This is a genomic window from Jutongia huaianensis, assembly GCF_014384985.1.
Taxonomy (GTDB): Bacteria; Bacillota; Clostridia; order Lachnospirales; family Lachnospiraceae; genus Jutongia; species Jutongia huaianensis.
Genome location: NZ_JACRSX010000016.1, coordinates 32901 through 50293, shown reverse-complemented (window position 1 = coordinate 50293; position 17393 = coordinate 32901). Strand labels below are relative to the sequence as shown.

Below are 17393 nucleotides of genomic sequence, written 5' to 3'. Positions count from 1 at the left end.
AAACGGGGACAGAATGGAGGAATAAGAAATGATAAAAATAGAAAAACTCGATAAATATTTTAATAAAGGCAAGTCCAATGAAAACCATGTATTAAAAGAGGTCAGTCTGGAGCTGGGGGACCGGGGGCTTGTGTGTATTCTGGGAGAGAGCGGATCAGGAAAGACCACTCTGCTGAACACCATTGGAGGACTGGATACCTTCAAAAGCGGCACAGTCAAGGTTGATGATGTGGTGCTTCGAAAGTATGAGCAGAACAAGATCGAACGTCTCCGAAACCAGAAATTTGGTTATATTTTCCAGAATTATTATCTGCTGCAGGATTATACGGTAGCATACAATGTGAAGCTGGCTCTGAATGTATTTGATCTGACGGAGGAGCAGAAAGATGAGCGTGTGGATTATGTTTTGGAGGCATTGGGGATGTCGCGCTACAAAAAGAAGCGCATCTCGCAGCTTTCCGGAGGACAGCAGCAGAGAGTTTCCATTGCAAGAGCTCTTGTGAAGTCGCCGGAGATCATTCTGGCGGATGAGCCTACGGGCAATCTGGATGAGGAAAATACGCTGAAAACCATGAGCATCCTGAAAAGTATTTCAAAAGAATGCCTTGTGATTTTAGTTTCTCATGAGAAGGCGATCGCTAAATTTTTTGCTGACCGTATCATTGAAATTAAGGATGGAGAGATCAAGCGGGATTATGCCAATGATCCAAGCGGCGGCTATCAGAAAATTGATGATTCCGATATTTATCTGAAAGACATGGAGCGGCAGAGGGTAGAGGAAGATTTTATCGACCTGTCCTTGTACCGGGAAAAATTCCATCGGGATGATCCGGAGGGGCAGCCGGATGGAAAGCTTCACATCAATCTGGCATGGAAGGACGGAAAGCTTTACATTCAGACAGAGGACAATGTGGAGCTGGTGCTGACAGGAGAGGAATCCGGCTGTGTAATGCGGGATGCAAGCCGTCCAAAGCTGGATCAGAGCCAGATGGAGGAAATATCTTATCATTTGCCAAAACTCAAGGCAGGACGGAGTATGGGGCTGCCTGTGGGACAGATCTGGAAGCTTGCCTGCGAAAACATAAGAATGCTTGGGAAAAAACATCGTTTTATCGTGGGGATCCTTTTGGCAACCTCTGTTCTGCTGGTGCTTGCACTTGCAGATTTTATGATGCAGCATGACATCAACAAGCAGGAGGTCGTGACGCAGGATTCGCATTATGTGACGGTACAGTTGGAGCCGGCAAACGGGGATGACAGCGAGGTGTCTAAGGCAGTAGAAAAATATTGTCAGGAAACGCTGACTTCCGATATCAAATATAACGCATTGCAACAGGGAACATTAAACCTGAGCTATGACGGCTTCCGTCAGTTGAAACAGGTCAATGCTAAAATTGATAATTTTTCAGCGGTAGATTACAGTGAGCTGAAGGAGGAGGATCTGGTATGCGGACGTCTGCCAAAGAACCGGAAAGAGCTTGTGATTGACAAGTGGCTCTTATCTACCTTCCAAAAGTCCGGAAGCGTTGTAGCGTCTCTTTACAACAAGGAAGAGTCTTTGCTGGGTTTAAAGGTCATTACCACAATTTCAAATCTTGAGCTGGAGATTGTAGGTGTATCTGACACAGGAGAGCCCTCTGTTTATGTGAGTCCGTATGTAGCCTTCGGAATGAATTACGGAGACAAAAAGATTATGTCGGATGAGGAGCTGCGCCAGACGTATCCGGAAGAATATGGAGATGTGAAGCTGAAGGGAAATCAGATCCTTGTGGACGAAAATCAGTATCAGGACTACGAGCACCAGAAAAGATGGCAGAGTGGTGAGATGATCACGGGTCAGGCAGAGCAGAAGCTTGGACTGGATACATGTAAGATCGTAGGGAAATGTCCGTTGGACAGTGGTGCGGAGTATGTGATTCCGAAGGACAAATGTGAGGAGATCCGTATGGCTTATGTGGTAAATGCCAAGCAGTTTCAGGTATATACCGATGATGTAGAGGGAACCATAGCCTGTTTTGAGAAAAAAGGTAAAGACTATAAGGATTATTTCAAAGTGCGGGCACAGAGTAATGCACAGCTTCAGATCGAGGAATATCAGAAGGAGCAGAAGGAAAGCGGCCTGAATGCCGGATATATTGTGACAATAGCAGTTGCAGTATTATCACTGATTATGATATATTTTACTATAAAGTCAAATGCAATGGCACGAAGCGAAGAATTGACAGTTTACCGGCTGATCGGTATTTCGCCGGGAAGTATTCTCAAGGCATATATGCTGGAGATGGTCATGATGACAGCGTACACATGTATTCCTGCCATCCTGATCACCAGTGGAGTCATCAAATTTATCACCTCAATTCCGTCGCTGGAGATTTATCTCCTGTTCCCATGGTGGATGGCGGCATTGTTGATCCTTGCTATGTTTACTGTCAACATTATAGTCAGTATACTTCCGGTCCGGAAGATACTTCATACACCACCGGCACAGCTGGTACAGTAGAAAGAAGCGGTCCGGTGCCACAGCATGACTGAAATAGGAACGATATTTATAATAGAATGGAGAACTGTCATGCAGGTGTATTTTGCACCCTTAGAGAGTATTACCGGATATGTATTCCGGAATGTTTTTGAAAAATATTATGGAGGGATTGACCGCTATTTCACTCCCTTCATTACAGCGACAGACAGCAAACGTCTGAGAAATAAGGAGATGAGAGACATCCTGCCGGAGAATAATCAGGTGGGATGTCTCATTCCGCAGATTATGAGCAACCGTGCGGAAGAGTTTTTGCGGGTAGCCGGGCAGATGGCGGACCTGGGCTACGATACGGTTAATCTGAATCTGGGCTGTCCGGCCCGGACTGTGGTTTCTAAGGGGAAGGGATCCGGTTTTCTGGCAAGAACCGTGGCGCTTGACCGGTTTCTGGAGGAAATCTACCGGGAATGTCCGCTGAAAATATCCATCAAAACAAGATTAGGAGTGGATGATCCGGAGGAATTTCCGGAGATCATTGATATTTATAATCAGTATCCGGTGGAGGAGCTGATCATTCATCCGCGGGTGCAAAAGGATTATTACAAAAATACACCAAATCTGGATATGTTTGCGGAAGCGGTGCAGCGCTGTAACATGCCGTTGTGCTACAATGGTGATATCTGTTCTCTGGAGGATTATGACCGGATTTGTGCCCGTTTTCCGGAGGTGACCCGTGTTATGATCGGACGGGGGCTTCTGGCTCATCCGGAGTTAGCGTTGCAAATACGGGAGAGAGAGGCGTATGGCAAAGAACAAACTGCTCCCTCGTCAGATGAAGGTGCGGGGAATGGGCCGCAAAACATGTCCGGAGCCGGCGGGATGAGAAATTTGTCCGAAAAAGAAAGGCTCAACCGGATCGGCGCATATGCCAATGCGCTTTGCAAGGCATACTGCGAAGCGTATGGACCCGGTCAGCCGGTGCTTTTTAAGATGAAGGAGCTGTGGGACTTTCTGGCAGACAGCATGCCGGATGGCAAAAAGCTTCGCAAGAAGGTGCATAAGGTGCAGCGTCTGGATGGATATCAACGTCTGATGAGGGAAGTGTTTCCGGAGATTGATCCGTTGTAAACAAGTCTTTGCTATATGATATTTCCGCGATATCCTGCTACGCGAAACAGTATTGGAATGGAGGAGTAAATGAGTCAGATGAAAGAGAAAATGAATCAAATGAAAAGCCATATTGGAAAGATATTTATGGCGGCTGCGTTTATTGTTATTGTTGTCGGTTTGACGGGAGCGGTTCTGGCAGAAATTTCCGGTAGAAATCCGGCAGAGAAGAAGAGTCAGTCAGGCACAGTTGCGTCTGTGGCGGCAGATGTTACGGGAACGGTAAGTGATGAGCTGACCGGAACAGCACAGGCAGCAGGGGTCACTCCGGTGAAACAGCATGGGGCGCTTCATGTATCCGGAACGGATCTGAAGGACAGCCATGGTGCGAAGTTCCGGTTGAAGGGTGTCAGCACCCACGGCATTGCATGGTTTCCGCAGTATGTCAATAAGGACGCATTCCAGACACTTCGGGACAACTATGGCATCAATACGATCCGTCTGGCAATGTACACCAATAAGTCTGAGGGATATGGTCCGGATGCAGTGAACAAGGTCCGGGAGGGCGTGAAATATGCGACGGAGCTTGGAATGTATGTGATCATCGACTGGCATATCCTCAATGACGGCAATCCAAATCAGCATAAGTCGGAAGCAAAGAAATTCTTCACGAAGATGTCGAAGAAATACGGCGGTCAGAAGAATGTCATATATGAGATTTGTAATGAGCCAAACGGTAATGTCACCTGGAATAAGCAGATCAAACCTTATGCAAAGACCATTGTAAAGACCATTCGGAAACACAGCAAAAATGCCGTGATCGTGATTGGAACACCAACCTGGTCCCAGGATGTGGATGTTGTGGCGCAGAGCCCACTGAAGGGAAAGAATCTTATGTATGCCCTTCATTTCTATGCCGGGACGCATAAAGAATGGAATCAGGAAAAACTGAAGACAGCACACAAAAAAGGTCTGCCGGTGATGGTGACTGAGTTCAGTATCTGTGATGCATCAGGAAACGGTGCGCTTGACAAGGCCTCCGGCAATCAATGGCTGCGTCTGCTGGACCGGTACAATATCAGCTATACTGCGTGGAGTCTGTGTAATAAGAACGAATCTTCTGCGCTGATCGCCAGCACCTGCAGCAAAACGAGCGGCTGGACAAACGGCGATCTGTCAGCAGCAGGCAAGTGGTATTTTAACAAAACGAAATAGGACAAAAAAATGGAGGTCACCCGGGGGAAGTGGGTGACCTCTTTATAAAGGGGAAACAAATAAAAGATAATATGTAAAGTTAACTCTTCCTTTATACGTTATAATATATTACCGAAAAATGCAATACCTTTTTAAAAAATATTTTGTGAATTTTATGAAAGAATTTTAATAAACTATGAATGAAATGTAAAAAATCAGTTGTCTAAGACGGGCTGTATATTATATAATATAAACAAATTCATAGCGCAAAAGGCGCAGAAAGAGGTAACAGATGATAACATGGACAAGGGAAGAATTGAAATCCAGAGGAAAAGCGACTGTAAAGATGTATTATTGGAAGCTGGTGCTGGTTTCATTGATTTTATCGGCAATTACAGGAGGAGCGACAAGTGCCGGCAGAAATGGTGTGAAAAATTCTCAGAGTGCGTCAACCGGAAATGTGGATGTATCGGGAGTGTTGAGCGGCATTAATCCCATGGCAGTGATGGTGGCTTCTATTGCAGTACTGGTGATCCTGCTTCTGGCGTTTGCGATCAGGATATTCGCTTTGAATGTGCTGGTTGTAGGATGCAAGGGATTTTTCAGTCAGAGTATGAACGGCGAACCGGAGTTCGGAACACTTGTAACCAGCTTTACCGGTAATTACTGGAACTGTGTAAAGACCTGTTTCTTACGGGACTTATTTGTGGGACTGTGGAGTCTGCTCTTTGTGATCCCGGGAATTGTAAAGAGTTATGAATACCGTATGGTGCCATATCTTCTGGCTGAGCATCCGGAGATGAGCAGCAGCGAGGTATTTGCACAAAGCAAACAGATGATGAACGGTAATAAATGGGCAGCCTTTGTGCTGGATCTGTCCTTTATCGGATGGGCACTTCTTGGTGCGATCACGATGGGACTTGTATTTATATTCTGGACTTCACCTTATATGAATGCGACAGATGCTGCATTATATCACAGACTGAGTGGTCAGGACAGCTATGGTAACGGTGGTTATGATCAGGGCGGCTACAGCCAGACCGGCTATGCTCAGGATGGTTATACACAGACTGGCTACAGCAATCAGGATACTACAGGCTGGGACAGCTATGATCAGACCGGCTACAGCAATCAGGGTACTACAGGCCGGGACAGCTATGATCAGGGGAATTATACACAGACCGGTTATGACCAGACCGGCTACAACAATCAGGGAAGCGCAGATCAGGCACAAAATGGCCAGAGCGGTTACGACCAGAGTTATTTTTCTGATAAGTAATGACCGAATCAGGTATCTGAAAGGTTGTTAGAAGGTATGAAAGGGGGGAGTGCATGGGAAAAGCCAGACGAGGAATCAGGCATAGTCTGATTTTAATGGTGACCCTTCCCACAGTGATCCTGTCAATATTTGTATTGCTCTTTGGAGCGATGATGTTTTATCACTTCTACTGTCAGAGTATCCGGGATGAGCTGGCAGCCACCACCAATATGATGGTGGAATGTCTGGATCTCACCGTCAGAGGCGATTATAAGTATGAGGATGGGCGATTACTGAAAGGAGATTTAAACATCACAGATTCCACTATGCTCTACAGGGTGCGGGAAAAGTCTCATATTGACACTACCATTTTCTGGGGTGACACCCGTGTGATCACGACGGTGGAGGATGAGGATGGGATATCGGCAGCAGGTACAAAAGCGGAGCAGACAGTTGGTGATGTGGTGCTTGCTACAGGACAGGATTATTTCTCGGATAAAGTGGGAGTTAATGGGACTAAATATATAGGGTATTATAAGGCACTAAAAAATGATGACAACTCTGTTGTGGGGATGGTCTTTGCCGGCAAAAGGAGAAGTACCGTGTATCATAAGATTTTACGGATCCTGTCATGGTTTTTGGGATTTTCTGTCGTGGCAGTTTTTGTGGCAGTTCTGTGTACCCGTAGGTATTCTGCAGGAGTTCTTACAGATATTAACTCCATAAATCATTTTCTTCAGACGATCTCAGAGGGAACTCTGGGAGAAATACTGGATGAGAGGATCCGTAAGCGAAAGGATGAACTTGGAGATATTGGTATTTATGCAGATAAGATGAGAAGCAATCTACAGAAGCTTGTGGAAATGGATGCCCTCACTTCTTTGTATAACCGGCGGAGCGGCAACCATATGATGGCGGCTCTGGTAGAACAAAAAGCAGTATATACGGCGGTAATGTGTGATATTGACTTTTTTAAGCGGATCAATGACACATTTGGCCACGCAGCAGGAGATCAGGTTTTGATCGAGGTATCCGCAGCTATCAGGAACAGCGTCGGAGAAGAAGGTTTTGCCAGCCGTTGGGGCGGCGAGGAGTTTCTGGCAATCTATTGCCTGGATCTGACCGAAGCAAGGGAACGGGTAGAAGCTTTGCAGCAAAGTATCCGGGATCTGGTAGTAAATTATGGTGGTACGGATATACAGGTTACTATGACCTTTGGTGTCACGGAAAGCACACCGGCAGAGTCTTATGAAAAGGTTGTCAAGAGAGCGGATGAGAAGCTGTATGTAGGCAAAAATGGTGGAAGAGACCAGATTGTAATATAGTCAGCGGGCTGAGAAAGGAATGGAGATCTGTATGAAAAAAGTAATTATGCTGCTGATGGTATGCGTATTGATATTAGGAGGCTGTGGAAAAAAGAAAAATACAGTACATTCTTTGGATGATCTCAAAAATAAATCCATTGGCGTACAGATGAAAACAACAGGCGATATTTATGTGAGTGACATCGAAGGGGCACAAATAAAAAGATTTAACAAAGGTCTTGATGCAGTAAAAGCATTGCGAAAGGGTGTTGTGGATGCGGTAATGATCGACGATGCCCCGGCAAAGGTTTTTGCAGAGCGGTTTGATGATGTGGAAATTTTATCCGAACCATATGCGGAGGAAGAATACGGCATTGCTGTCAATAAGGACGAGCGGGAGCTTTTAGGGCAGATCGATCAGGCGCTGCAGGAGTTGAAGGATGATGGAACACTCGGTAAGATTGTAAAGGCATGGCTTCAGGATGGAGAAACGCAGACGGCATATGAGACCGGCAAAAAGAAGTCCGGCCGGAAAGAGCTGGTCATGGTAACAAATGCGGAGTTTCCACCATATGAAAGCAAACTGGATTCCGGTGATATTGTCGGCATTGATGTGGATATTATGAAGGCGGTCTGTGACAAACTGGGCCGCAGGCTGGAAATTACGGATACCGCCTTTGATTCTGTTGTCGCAAATGTTGAGAGGAAGATGGCAGACGTGGGTGTGGCTGCGATGACCATTACCGACGAAAGGAAGAAAAGTGTAGATTTTACAGAGCCTTATATGAAAGCCACGCAGGTAGTCGTTGTGCGTAAGTAACGAAACAGTGGACATATATGACCACAAGGGTAGAACAAATTGTAAATTTGGAAATATATGGTAAAATATCTACATAGGTAGAAAGCTTTGTCTCTTGCGGAGGCAGAGCTTTTTTGCTTTTTCCAGTTAATGTGCACAGAAATATGTAATAATTTCTTAAAATTTTCACAAAATGCTGGTTGACAAATTAGAGCAGTGTTACTATAATTGTTAATAACGTGTAACAATTATGTAATAATTTATCAGACACAAAACTTTATACAGAATAAGGAAAACATAGAAATTATTGAGAAGTACGATTTACAGAAAGGATTTTTGGTATGTTAAAGTCGAGAAGATTGAAAAGGAAAGCGGTTTGTTTAGGTCTTACGGCGACACTGGTTGCTGGTTTTGCAGTAACATTTGTCGTTCCTACAGCAGCGAATATCTGTCGTGAATTAAATATGGCAGGCATTTCACTTTCGCTGGATAAGTTTTCATCTAACAATAAGGATTCGATCATAAATTCATCTGTGTCCCAGCCGGCACAGACAGCAACGGAGTCATCCGTATCTGCTACACCGGAGACCACAGCGGAAGTAACGGCAGAGCCGGCGAAGGAGGTAAAGAAAGCTCCAAAGAAGGACGATTCACCAAAGCGTGTGGACAAGGGGCTGATCACAGATATGGATGTGAAGGCGATTTCTACAGCCAGTGACTATGTTCATGTCCGCAGAAAGCCAAACACACACAGCAAGATTGTCGGCAGACTTTATAAGGGCTGCTCGGCTGATGTATTAAAGGTAAAGAATGGCTGGGCAAAGATCCGTTCCGGCAATGTAACAGGATATATTAAGAAAAGTTATCTGGCGATTGGAGACAATGCCAAGAAGATGATCGGCAAATACGGTCAGAAATATGTTCGTGTTAAGACTACAGTAGTCACATTGAATGTTCGTAAGAAAGCAGACATCAAATCAAAGATCCTGACACAGATTCCGATCGAGGAGAATTACGATGTATTGAAGTCTACCGATCACTGGTACAAGATTGAGATTGATGGTGATACCAAAGGATATGTTCGTAAAGAATATGTAACACTTCATGTAAGATTTAAGCATGCAAAGTCTATGGCAGAGATTAAGGCAGAGCATCGCAGAAAGCTTGCAGCCAAGAGAGCAGAGAGACAGAGACTTGCAGCACTTGCAGCATCCCGTGCTTCCAGCAGTTCTTCTTCCAGCAGCTCCTCTTCCAGCAGCTCCTCTTCCAGAAGCAGCTATGGAAGTAGTTCCAGCAGCAGATCATACAGCAGTTCAAGCTCACGGAGAAGCTCCAGCAGCAGTTCAAGTAGTTCCAGCCGTTCCGGATATACAGCATCTGCAAGTGGATCTACCGGATCTGATATTGCAAGCTATGCACAGAAATTCGTAGGAAACCCATATAGATGGGGTGGTACCAGCCTGACAGGTGGTGCAGATTGTTCTGGTTTTACTATGACAATATATGCCCAGTATGGTTATAGTCTCCCACATTCCTCAGCATCACAGGCAGGATGTGGACGCAGCGTAAGTCTTTCCAGTGTACAGCCGGGAGATCTGATCTTCTACAAGCACGGCAGCAGTATTGGCCACGTTGCAATGTACATTGGCGGTGGACGTGTTGTACACGCACAGTCAGCACGTACAGGTATTACTACATCCAGTATGTATTACAACCAGCCGGCATGTGCAAGACGTATCGTTGGCTGATGAATTGACAAAATTAACAGAATATGCTATATTTTATTTATACAACGGCGTAGTTTTATAAAAACTATGCCGTTTTGTGCATTTATACACAAAAAAATAAAGTAAAGTACCAAAATAAGTAAAGTACAAAATGCCGGACTGAACAGGATGGGAGGTTTACGAAATGAAAAGAAATGAATTAGACCATATTGATTACGAAATTTTAAAAATGCTGCAGAAAAATGCCAGGGTACCGTTGAAGGAGATCGCCGAGAGAGTATATCTGTCATCGCCTGCTGTCTCTGCCCGTATTGATACACTGATGAAGAAAGGATACATCGAAGGTTTTCATGCACAGATCAATCCTCAGGTAATGGGATATCATATTAAAGCGTTTATCAATCTGGAGGTGACGCCACAGGATAAGAAGCAGTTTTATCCGTTTATTAAAGAATGTAAAAATGTGGTGGAATGTAACTGTGTCACAGGAGACTATTCTATGCTTTTGGAGGTGCTGTTTCACAGCACGGCGGAGCTGGATCAGTTTATTGGGGAGCTGCAGGAGTATGGCAGAACCAACACATTGATCGTATTCTCTACCTCTGTGGAGCATCGTGGGTTAATTATGGGCTAGAACCACAGAAGCCTTCCTTGTATAAATGGAACATTGATTTTTTTGAATATTTGTATATAATAATAGATGTTTAGCAGAAATGTATTGGTTTGAAATGCTTCCGGAGATGCCGGAAGCATTTTTCACAGGATTACAGGAGGTAATGATTATGGCATTTTTTGACAGTATGAAGGAGACTCTGACGACAGCAGGCAGAGATGTAAGCCAGAAGGCAAAGGAAGTATCCGGAGTGGCAAAACTGAAGCTGGATATTAAGTCCAAAGAGGATGCGTTAAATAAAGAGTATATAGCTCTGGGAAAACGCTACTATGATATGCACAAGGAAGGCGAAGTGGCAGATGAGCAGATGGCAAATATCAGCACACTTTTGAATGAGATCGCAGACCTTAAGGACGAGGTGGTGCGGATTCAGGGTGGCAGCAGTTGTCCTCAGTGTGGCGCTGTGATTCCTGATGGGGCAGCATTCTGCAGCAAATGCGGTGCAAGGATAGAGTAGTAAGACGGCATAGGTGAAACCGGACGTTTGGCTTGATCCTTGCATCATAATATCTTGCACAGAAAACAATCGGAAGTATTTTTAAAATATTTCTGATTGTTTTTTTGATTTAAAAGAAACAATCATATTATTTATATTTCGGGAAATAATAATCTTGCTTTGAAGTGTCCGGCAGATTTTGAAGCTGCCGGGATTAAAATGTATGTCTGTACTATTTTGTGGACAGATAGAAAGGGCTGGTTAGAAATATGAATAATAGAAAAGTCGCAATTATCGGATGTGGATATGTGGGAGCAGCGACGGCATTTTCCATTATGCAGAGAGGTCTGTTTTCGGAGATGGTACTGCTTGATGTGGACCGGAAAAAGGCAGAGGGAGAGGCAATGGATATTATGCACGGTATGCCGTTTGCCATGCCGATCCATATTCATGCAGGTGATTATGATGATATTGCAGACAGTGCCATTATCATTGTCACTGCGGGATGTAATCAGAAGCCGGAGGAGTCGAGGCTGGATCTGGTTCACAAAAATATCGAGATTTACCGTCAGATCATGGGGGAGATCGCAGCAAGGAAGGTGGAAGGTATCCTTTTGGTTGTGTCAAATCCGGTGGACATTCTTACCTATGCGGCGTGGAAATTCTCCGGATTGCCAAGGCATCGGGTAATGGGCTCCGGCACAGTGCTTGACACGGCGCGGCTGAAATGTATGCTGGGAAATGAGCTGGGGGTGGATGCAAGAAGCGTCCATGCGTTTATTATCGGAGAGCATGGAGACAGTGAGCTCGCGGTATTTAGCAGCGCCAATGTGTCGGGAATTGATCTGAAGGATTTTTATGATATGTGCCAGCCGGACGAATATCATGAAGACACGGAACGGATCTATGATCAGGTGAAGGACAGTGCGTATAAGATCATCGAGAGTAAAAAGGCCACATACTTTGGCGTGGCAATGGCAGTGAGGCGTATCTGTGAGTGTATTATGCGGAATGAACATTCGATTCTGACGGTATCCGGTGTTGTGGAAGGGCAGTATGGAGCCAGTGATATGGCACTGAGTCTGCCGGCGATCGTGGGAAGTCAGGGACTGGAGCAGATCATTCAGATTGAACTGGATGAAAAGGAAGAGGAGCAGCTTCAGGAGTCGATCCGTGTGCTGGGAAACGTGCTGGATGAGTGTATGTAAAGGAGCAGACGACGATAGAATTTTATAAAATGATCAACAGCCCCGGGTTGGAATGACAAAATATGTCATTCCAACCCGGGGCTGTTAGTATAAAAAAGACTTGACATAATACTCCAAAAGAGTATAATATTGCCTATGAAACAATTCTCAAAATGAGTATAGCGAAAAGGAAGGAGAGAATATAATTGGACGCACGGGATCAAAACGGGATGACAGAGACGGAATTTTTAAGGCAGTATGATCCGGACCGCTACGAGAAGCCGGCCGTTACAGTAGATATGCTGATCTTTACAGTTAATCCGGAGAGAGATTATTCTCTGGAGCTGTTGATGATCGAGAGAGGAGGTCATCCTTATCTGGGAAAGTGGGCACTTCCTGGAGGCTTTGTGGAAATGAATGAATCTTTGGAAGAGGCGGCTGCAAGGGAGCTGAAGGAGGAGACCGGCCTGTCGGACATTTATATGGAGCAGCTCTTTACCTTTGGAGATGTGGACAGAGATCCGAGGATGCGTGTAATCTCTGTGGCATATATGGCATTGGTATCCAAGGATAAGCTTCATCCGGTGGCAGGAGATGATGCGGCAAATGTAAAATGGTTTACCATAAAGACGCAGGAGGATGACAGCCTGATTCTTCTGGCAAAGGGAGTAACACTGACAGAGGAGAGCATTGCCTTTGACCACGAGAAGGTTATTAAGACGGCACTGCAGAGGCTGAGAAACAAGGTGGAGTACACGGATATCGCTTTTGAACTGGCGGGAGAGAAATTTACATTGACACAGCTCCAGTCGATTTACGAGGCGATCCTGGGACGTAAGCTTCACAAGTCCAATTTCCGCAGGGGGATTGTGGACCGTTTGGAAAAGACCGAAGAAAAGGAGACAAAAAGCTCGAACCGCCCGGCGTGTATGTATCGCAAAAAGGATATTGGAAAAGCAAAACAGAGAGGTGATCAGGTATGGGTAAGGTGTTAGTTGTAGTGGATATGCAGAACGATTTTATTTCCGGCAGTCTGGGCACGAAGGAAGCACAGGCGATCGTGCCGGCAGTCGTAGCGAAGATCAAGGAGTATCAGAAAAATGGAGACAGGGTAGTATATACATATGATACCCACGAGGAGAATTATCTGGAGACACAGGAAGGACGAAATCTGCCGGTAAAGCATTGTATCCATGGAACATGGGGCTGGGAGCTTGCGGATGAGATTGACGAACTGGCAAAGGAGGCAGAGAAATACGAGAAGCCGACCTTTGGAAGCCGCCGTTTGATGGAGGAGCTGGCAAAATGGAATCCGGATGAGATCGAGTTTGTGGGGCTGTGTACAGATATCTGTGTGGTATCCAATGTACTTGGAACAAAGGCATGGCTTCCGGAGACACCATTAACTGTGGATAGCTGCTGCTGTGCCGGGGTGACACCGGAGAGCCACGAGACGGCACTGGCGACCATGCGGTCATGTCAGGTAAAGATAGTGTAACAATTTTGCATTGGCAAAGGTGAAATATAAACAGCAAGGGAGTAATCCGTGACACCGGTTGAAGAAGGAAAGTGTCCATAAAGAAGGACATGGTGATATAGAAAGGTCGTGATGACAATGAAGCAGTTTGACAAACGCAATTTGACAATGGTAATGGATTTTTATGAGCTGACTATGAGCAACGGATATTTTCGGGAGCAGGACAGAGATACCCGTGTGGCATTTGATGTATTTTACCGCAAAAATCCGGATGGCGGCGGATATTCCATTTTTGCGGGACTGGAGCAGATCATAGAATATATTCAGGATCTTCATTTTGATGATGATGATATTGCGTATCTGCGGGAGCAAAAGATCTTTGAGGAGGATTTTCTGGAGTATCTGCGGAATTTCAGGTTTGAAGGAGATCTCTATGCATTCCCGGAGGGGACGATCATGTATCCGAATGAGCCGATCCTGACGATCGTAGCACCACTGATTGATGCGCAGCTTGTGGAGACGGCAGTGCTCTTGCAGGTCAATCATCAGTCCCTGGTAGCAACGAAGGCAAGCCGTATCGTCCGGGCGGCGCAGGGCAGAGCTGTCTCTGATTTTGGTGCCAGACGTGCCCACAATATGGATGCGGCAGTATATGGTGCCAGGGCTGCATATATTGGCGGTGTCAATGGAACGGCGACAGTGCTCTCCGGAGAAATGTTTGGGATTCCGGTAGGCGGAACTATGGCGCACAGCTGGGTAATGTACTATGAGGACGAGTACACGGCATTTAAGAAGTATGCGGAGACATACCCGGATGGAACGGTGCTTCTCATTGATACCTACGATGTATTAAAGAGCGGCGTACCGAATGCGATTCGGATTGCCAAAGAGGTGCTGGAGCCGATGGGCAAGCGTCTTAAGGGCGTGCGCATTGACAGCGGTGACCTGGCGTACCTTTCCAAAAAGACCCGGAAAATGCTGGATGAGGCCGGGCTCACAGACTGCCAGATCGTAGCCTCCAACAGTCTTGATGAGTACACGATCTCTTCCCTGATCGATCAGGGGGGTCGTATTGACAGCTTTGGCGTGGGGGAGCGTCTGATCACTTCCAAGAGTGAGCCGGTCTTTGGAGCTGTTTATAAGATATCTGCCGTAAAGCGTGATGGCGTATATCAGCCAAGGATCAAAGTTTCGGAAAATGTGGAGAAGATCACGAATCCGGGGCTGAAAAAGGTTTATCGTATCTATGATGAGACAGGGAAGGCGGTAGCGGATCTTATCGGCAAGTATGATGAGGAAATAGATCTCACCAAGCCGTTCCGCTATGTGGATCCGGTTGCTCCATGGCGTCAGCGTACCTTTGATAACTGCACGGGAAAGGAGCTTCAGGTGCCGATCTTTAAGGACGGAAAGCTGGTTTATAAGCAGCCGTCTCTGGAGGAGATCCGTGCCTATGTCAAGGAGCAGATGAAGGAGGAGATGTGGCCGGAGGAGCAGCGTTTTGAAAATCCTCATGTGCACTATCTGGATATGACACCAGATTATTATGATATGAAGATGGAGCTGCTTTATGAGGTACAGAAATAGTTGACAAATCGGGGGAGGAATACTAAAGTAAATAAGATAGGGTTATTGTCGGCAAAATGACAAAGAAGCAAGCTTACAGAAAAACGGATACATTTCGTATCGAAGAAGTCATGACAGGCAATAATAAATTAGAAAATTAGGAAAAGAGGGACAGCAGATGGCAGAGAAAAAGAGATTTTATCTGACAACCGCGATTGCGTATACGTCAGGAAAACCACATATCGGTAACACATATGAAGCCGTTCTGGCAGACAGTATCGTGCGTTTCAAGAGACAGCAGGGATATGATGTACGTTTTCAGACAGGAACGGATGAGCATGGCCAGAAGATCGAGTTGAAGGCAGAGGAAGCCGGAATCACACCAAAGAAATTCGTAGATGATGTTTCCGGGCAGATCAAGACGATCTGGGATCTGATGAATACGTCTTATGACCGTTTTATCCGTACGACGGACGAGGATCATGAGAAGCAGGTACAGAAGATCTTCAAAAAGCTTTATGATCAGGGCGACATTTATAAGGGATTTTATGAGGGCATGTACTGTACACCTTGCGAGTCCTTCTTTACACAGTCCCAGCTGGTGGATGGAAAGTGTCCGGACTGCGGACGTCCATGCCAGCCGGCAAAGGAGGAGGCATATTTCCTGAAGCTCAGCAAATATGCAGACCGGCTGATCGAGCATATCAATACACATCCGGAGTTTATTCAGCCGGAGTCCCGCAAAAATGAGATGATGAACAACTTCCTTCTTCCGGGACTGCAGGATCTGTGTGTATCCAGAACCTCTTTCAAATGGGGTATCCCGGTAGATTTCGATCCGGATCATGTAGTATATGTATGGCTTGATGCGCTCAGCAACTATATCACCGGTCTCGGTTATGATGTGGACGGAGAGGACCGCCTCGATGAGAATGGAGAGGATCTTTATAAGAAGTTCTGGCCGGCAGATCTCCATCTGATCGGAAAGGATATTATCCGTTTCCATACAATTTACTGGCCGATCATTCTCATGGCTCTGGGTGAGCCGCTGCCGAAGCAGGTATTTGGTCATCCGTGGCTGCTGCAGGGCGATGGCAAGATGAGTAAATCCAAAGGAAATGTAATCTATGCAGACGATCTTGTAGATATGTTTGGTGTAGATGCTGTCCGTTATTTCGTACTTCACGAGATGCCGTTTGAGAATGACGGCGTCATCACATGGGAGCTTATGGTAGAGCGTATGAACTCTGACCTTGCCAATACACTGGGAAATCTGGTAAACCGTACTATCTCTATGACCAATAAATATCTTGGCGGTGTTGCAGAGGATAAGGGTGTTACAGAGGTGGTAGATGATGATCTGAAGGCCGTGGTACTGGCAGCACCAAAGAAGGTGGAGGAGAAAATGGATAAGCTCCGTGTAGCTGATGCCATCACAGAGGTATTCACCATCTTTAAGAGATGTAACAAATATATTGACGAGACAGAGCCTTGGATCCTTGGAAAGGATGAGGCGAAAAAGGACCGTCTTTCTACAGTGCTTTATAATCTTCTGGAAAGCATTACCATTGGTGCAAGCCTGTTGGAGTCCTTTATGCCGGATACGACAGACCGTATCCTCGCCCAGATCGGTGCGGCAAAGCGTCCGTTGGAGGAGATGGATCATTTCGGCGGTTATGTAAACGGTACAAAGGTAACAGAGAAGCCGGAGATTTTATTTGCCCGTCTTGATATGGACGAGGTAAAAGTGAAGGCGGAGGAGATTCAGAAGGCACAGGCGGCAGCCAACGGCGGCGGTGTTCCGGAAAATGTTATCGACATTGAGGCGAAGCCGGAGATCACCTTTGACGATTTCACGAAGATGCAGTTCCAGGTAGGCGAGATCATTGCCTGCGAGGAAGTAAAGAAGTCCAAGAAGCTTCTGTGCTCCCAGGTGCGTATCGGCAGCGAGGTCAAGCAGATCGTATCCGGAATCAAGCAGCACTACTCCGCAGAGGAGATGGTGGGCAAGAAGGTTATGGTTCTGGTAAACTTAAAGCCTGCGAAGCTGGCCGGAGTTTTGTCTGAGGGAATGCTTCTTTGCGCAGAGGATGCGGACGGCAATCTGGCACTGGTAACACCGGAGAAAGAGATGCCGGCAGGTGCGGAGATCTGTTAAAAATTAAATCATATAGAGTGAAAAGGGAGCT

Annotated in this window: 14 protein-coding genes; all 14 read left to right on the top strand. The window is 45.9% G+C overall.

Annotated elements, in window-relative coordinates:
* Positions 1–28 precede the first annotated feature (28 nt).
* The 14 genes from H8704_RS10935 to metG all read left to right on the top strand — a co-directional run bounded on the left by H8704_RS10935 (position 29) and on the right by metG (position 17362).
* A complete protein-coding gene (locus H8704_RS10935; protein ID WP_249298290.1) occupies positions 29–2500 on the top strand; it encodes an ATP-binding cassette domain-containing protein in 2472 nt (823 codons plus the stop codon).
* Positions 2501–2569: 69 nt separating this feature from the next.
* Positions 2570–3604, top strand: a complete 1035-nt coding sequence (locus H8704_RS10930; protein WP_249298289.1) for a tRNA dihydrouridine synthase — start codon at positions 2570–2572, stop codon at positions 3602–3604.
* 69 nt (positions 3605–3673) lie between these two features.
* Entirely contained in the window at positions 3674–4798 is a 1125-nt protein-coding gene (locus tag H8704_RS10925) for a glycoside hydrolase family 5 protein (RefSeq protein WP_249298288.1), read from the top strand.
* Positions 4799–5069: 271 nt separating this feature from the next.
* Positions 5070–6056: a DUF975 family protein gene (locus tag H8704_RS10920; RefSeq protein WP_249298287.1), complete on the top strand. Its 987-nt coding sequence runs from the start codon at positions 5070–5072 to the stop codon at positions 6054–6056.
* 53 nt (positions 6057–6109) lie between these two features.
* Positions 6110–7360, top strand: coding sequence for a sensor domain-containing diguanylate cyclase (locus tag H8704_RS10915; protein ID WP_249298286.1), 1251 nt, complete (start codon positions 6110–6112; stop codon positions 7358–7360).
* A 31-nt stretch (positions 7361–7391) separates the two neighbouring features.
* Entirely contained in the window at positions 7392–8159 is a 768-nt protein-coding gene (locus H8704_RS10910; RefSeq protein ID WP_249298285.1) for a transporter substrate-binding domain-containing protein, read from the top strand.
* 320 nt (positions 8160–8479) lie between these two features.
* Positions 8480–9886: a C40 family peptidase gene (locus H8704_RS10905; protein WP_249298284.1), complete on the top strand. Its 1407-nt coding sequence runs from the start codon at positions 8480–8482 to the stop codon at positions 9884–9886.
* Positions 9887–10049: 163 nt separating this feature from the next.
* A complete protein-coding gene (locus tag H8704_RS10900; protein ID WP_118677539.1) occupies positions 10050–10499 on the top strand; it encodes an Lrp/AsnC family transcriptional regulator in 450 nt (149 codons plus the stop codon).
* A 148-nt stretch (positions 10500–10647) separates the two neighbouring features.
* Positions 10648–10995, top strand: coding sequence for a zinc ribbon domain-containing protein (locus tag H8704_RS10895; protein ID WP_118677601.1), 348 nt, complete (start codon positions 10648–10650; stop codon positions 10993–10995).
* A 248-nt stretch (positions 10996–11243) separates the two neighbouring features.
* Entirely contained in the window at positions 11244–12182 is a 939-nt protein-coding gene (locus H8704_RS10890; protein ID WP_249298283.1) for an L-lactate dehydrogenase, read from the top strand.
* Positions 12183–12367: 185 nt separating this feature from the next.
* Entirely contained in the window at positions 12368–13156 is a 789-nt protein-coding gene (locus H8704_RS10885; RefSeq protein WP_249298282.1) for an NUDIX hydrolase, read from the top strand.
* Positions 13141–13659: a cysteine hydrolase family protein gene (locus H8704_RS10880; protein WP_022464318.1), complete on the top strand. Its 519-nt coding sequence runs from the start codon at positions 13141–13143 to the stop codon at positions 13657–13659. Before H8704_RS10885 ends, H8704_RS10880 begins: the two co-directional genes overlap by 16 nt.
* A gap of 117 nt (positions 13660–13776) precedes the next feature.
* Positions 13777–15225 carry a nicotinate phosphoribosyltransferase gene (locus tag H8704_RS10875; protein ID WP_249298302.1) on the top strand — a complete coding sequence of 483 codons (1449 nt, stop codon included), beginning with the start codon at positions 13777–13779 and terminating at the stop codon, positions 15223–15225.
* Between the two features lie 157 nt (positions 15226–15382).
* Positions 15383–17362: a methionine--tRNA ligase gene (gene metG / locus H8704_RS10870; protein ID WP_118677533.1), complete on the top strand. Its 1980-nt coding sequence runs from the start codon at positions 15383–15385 to the stop codon at positions 17360–17362.
* The last annotated feature ends 31 nt before the right edge of the window (positions 17363–17393 follow it).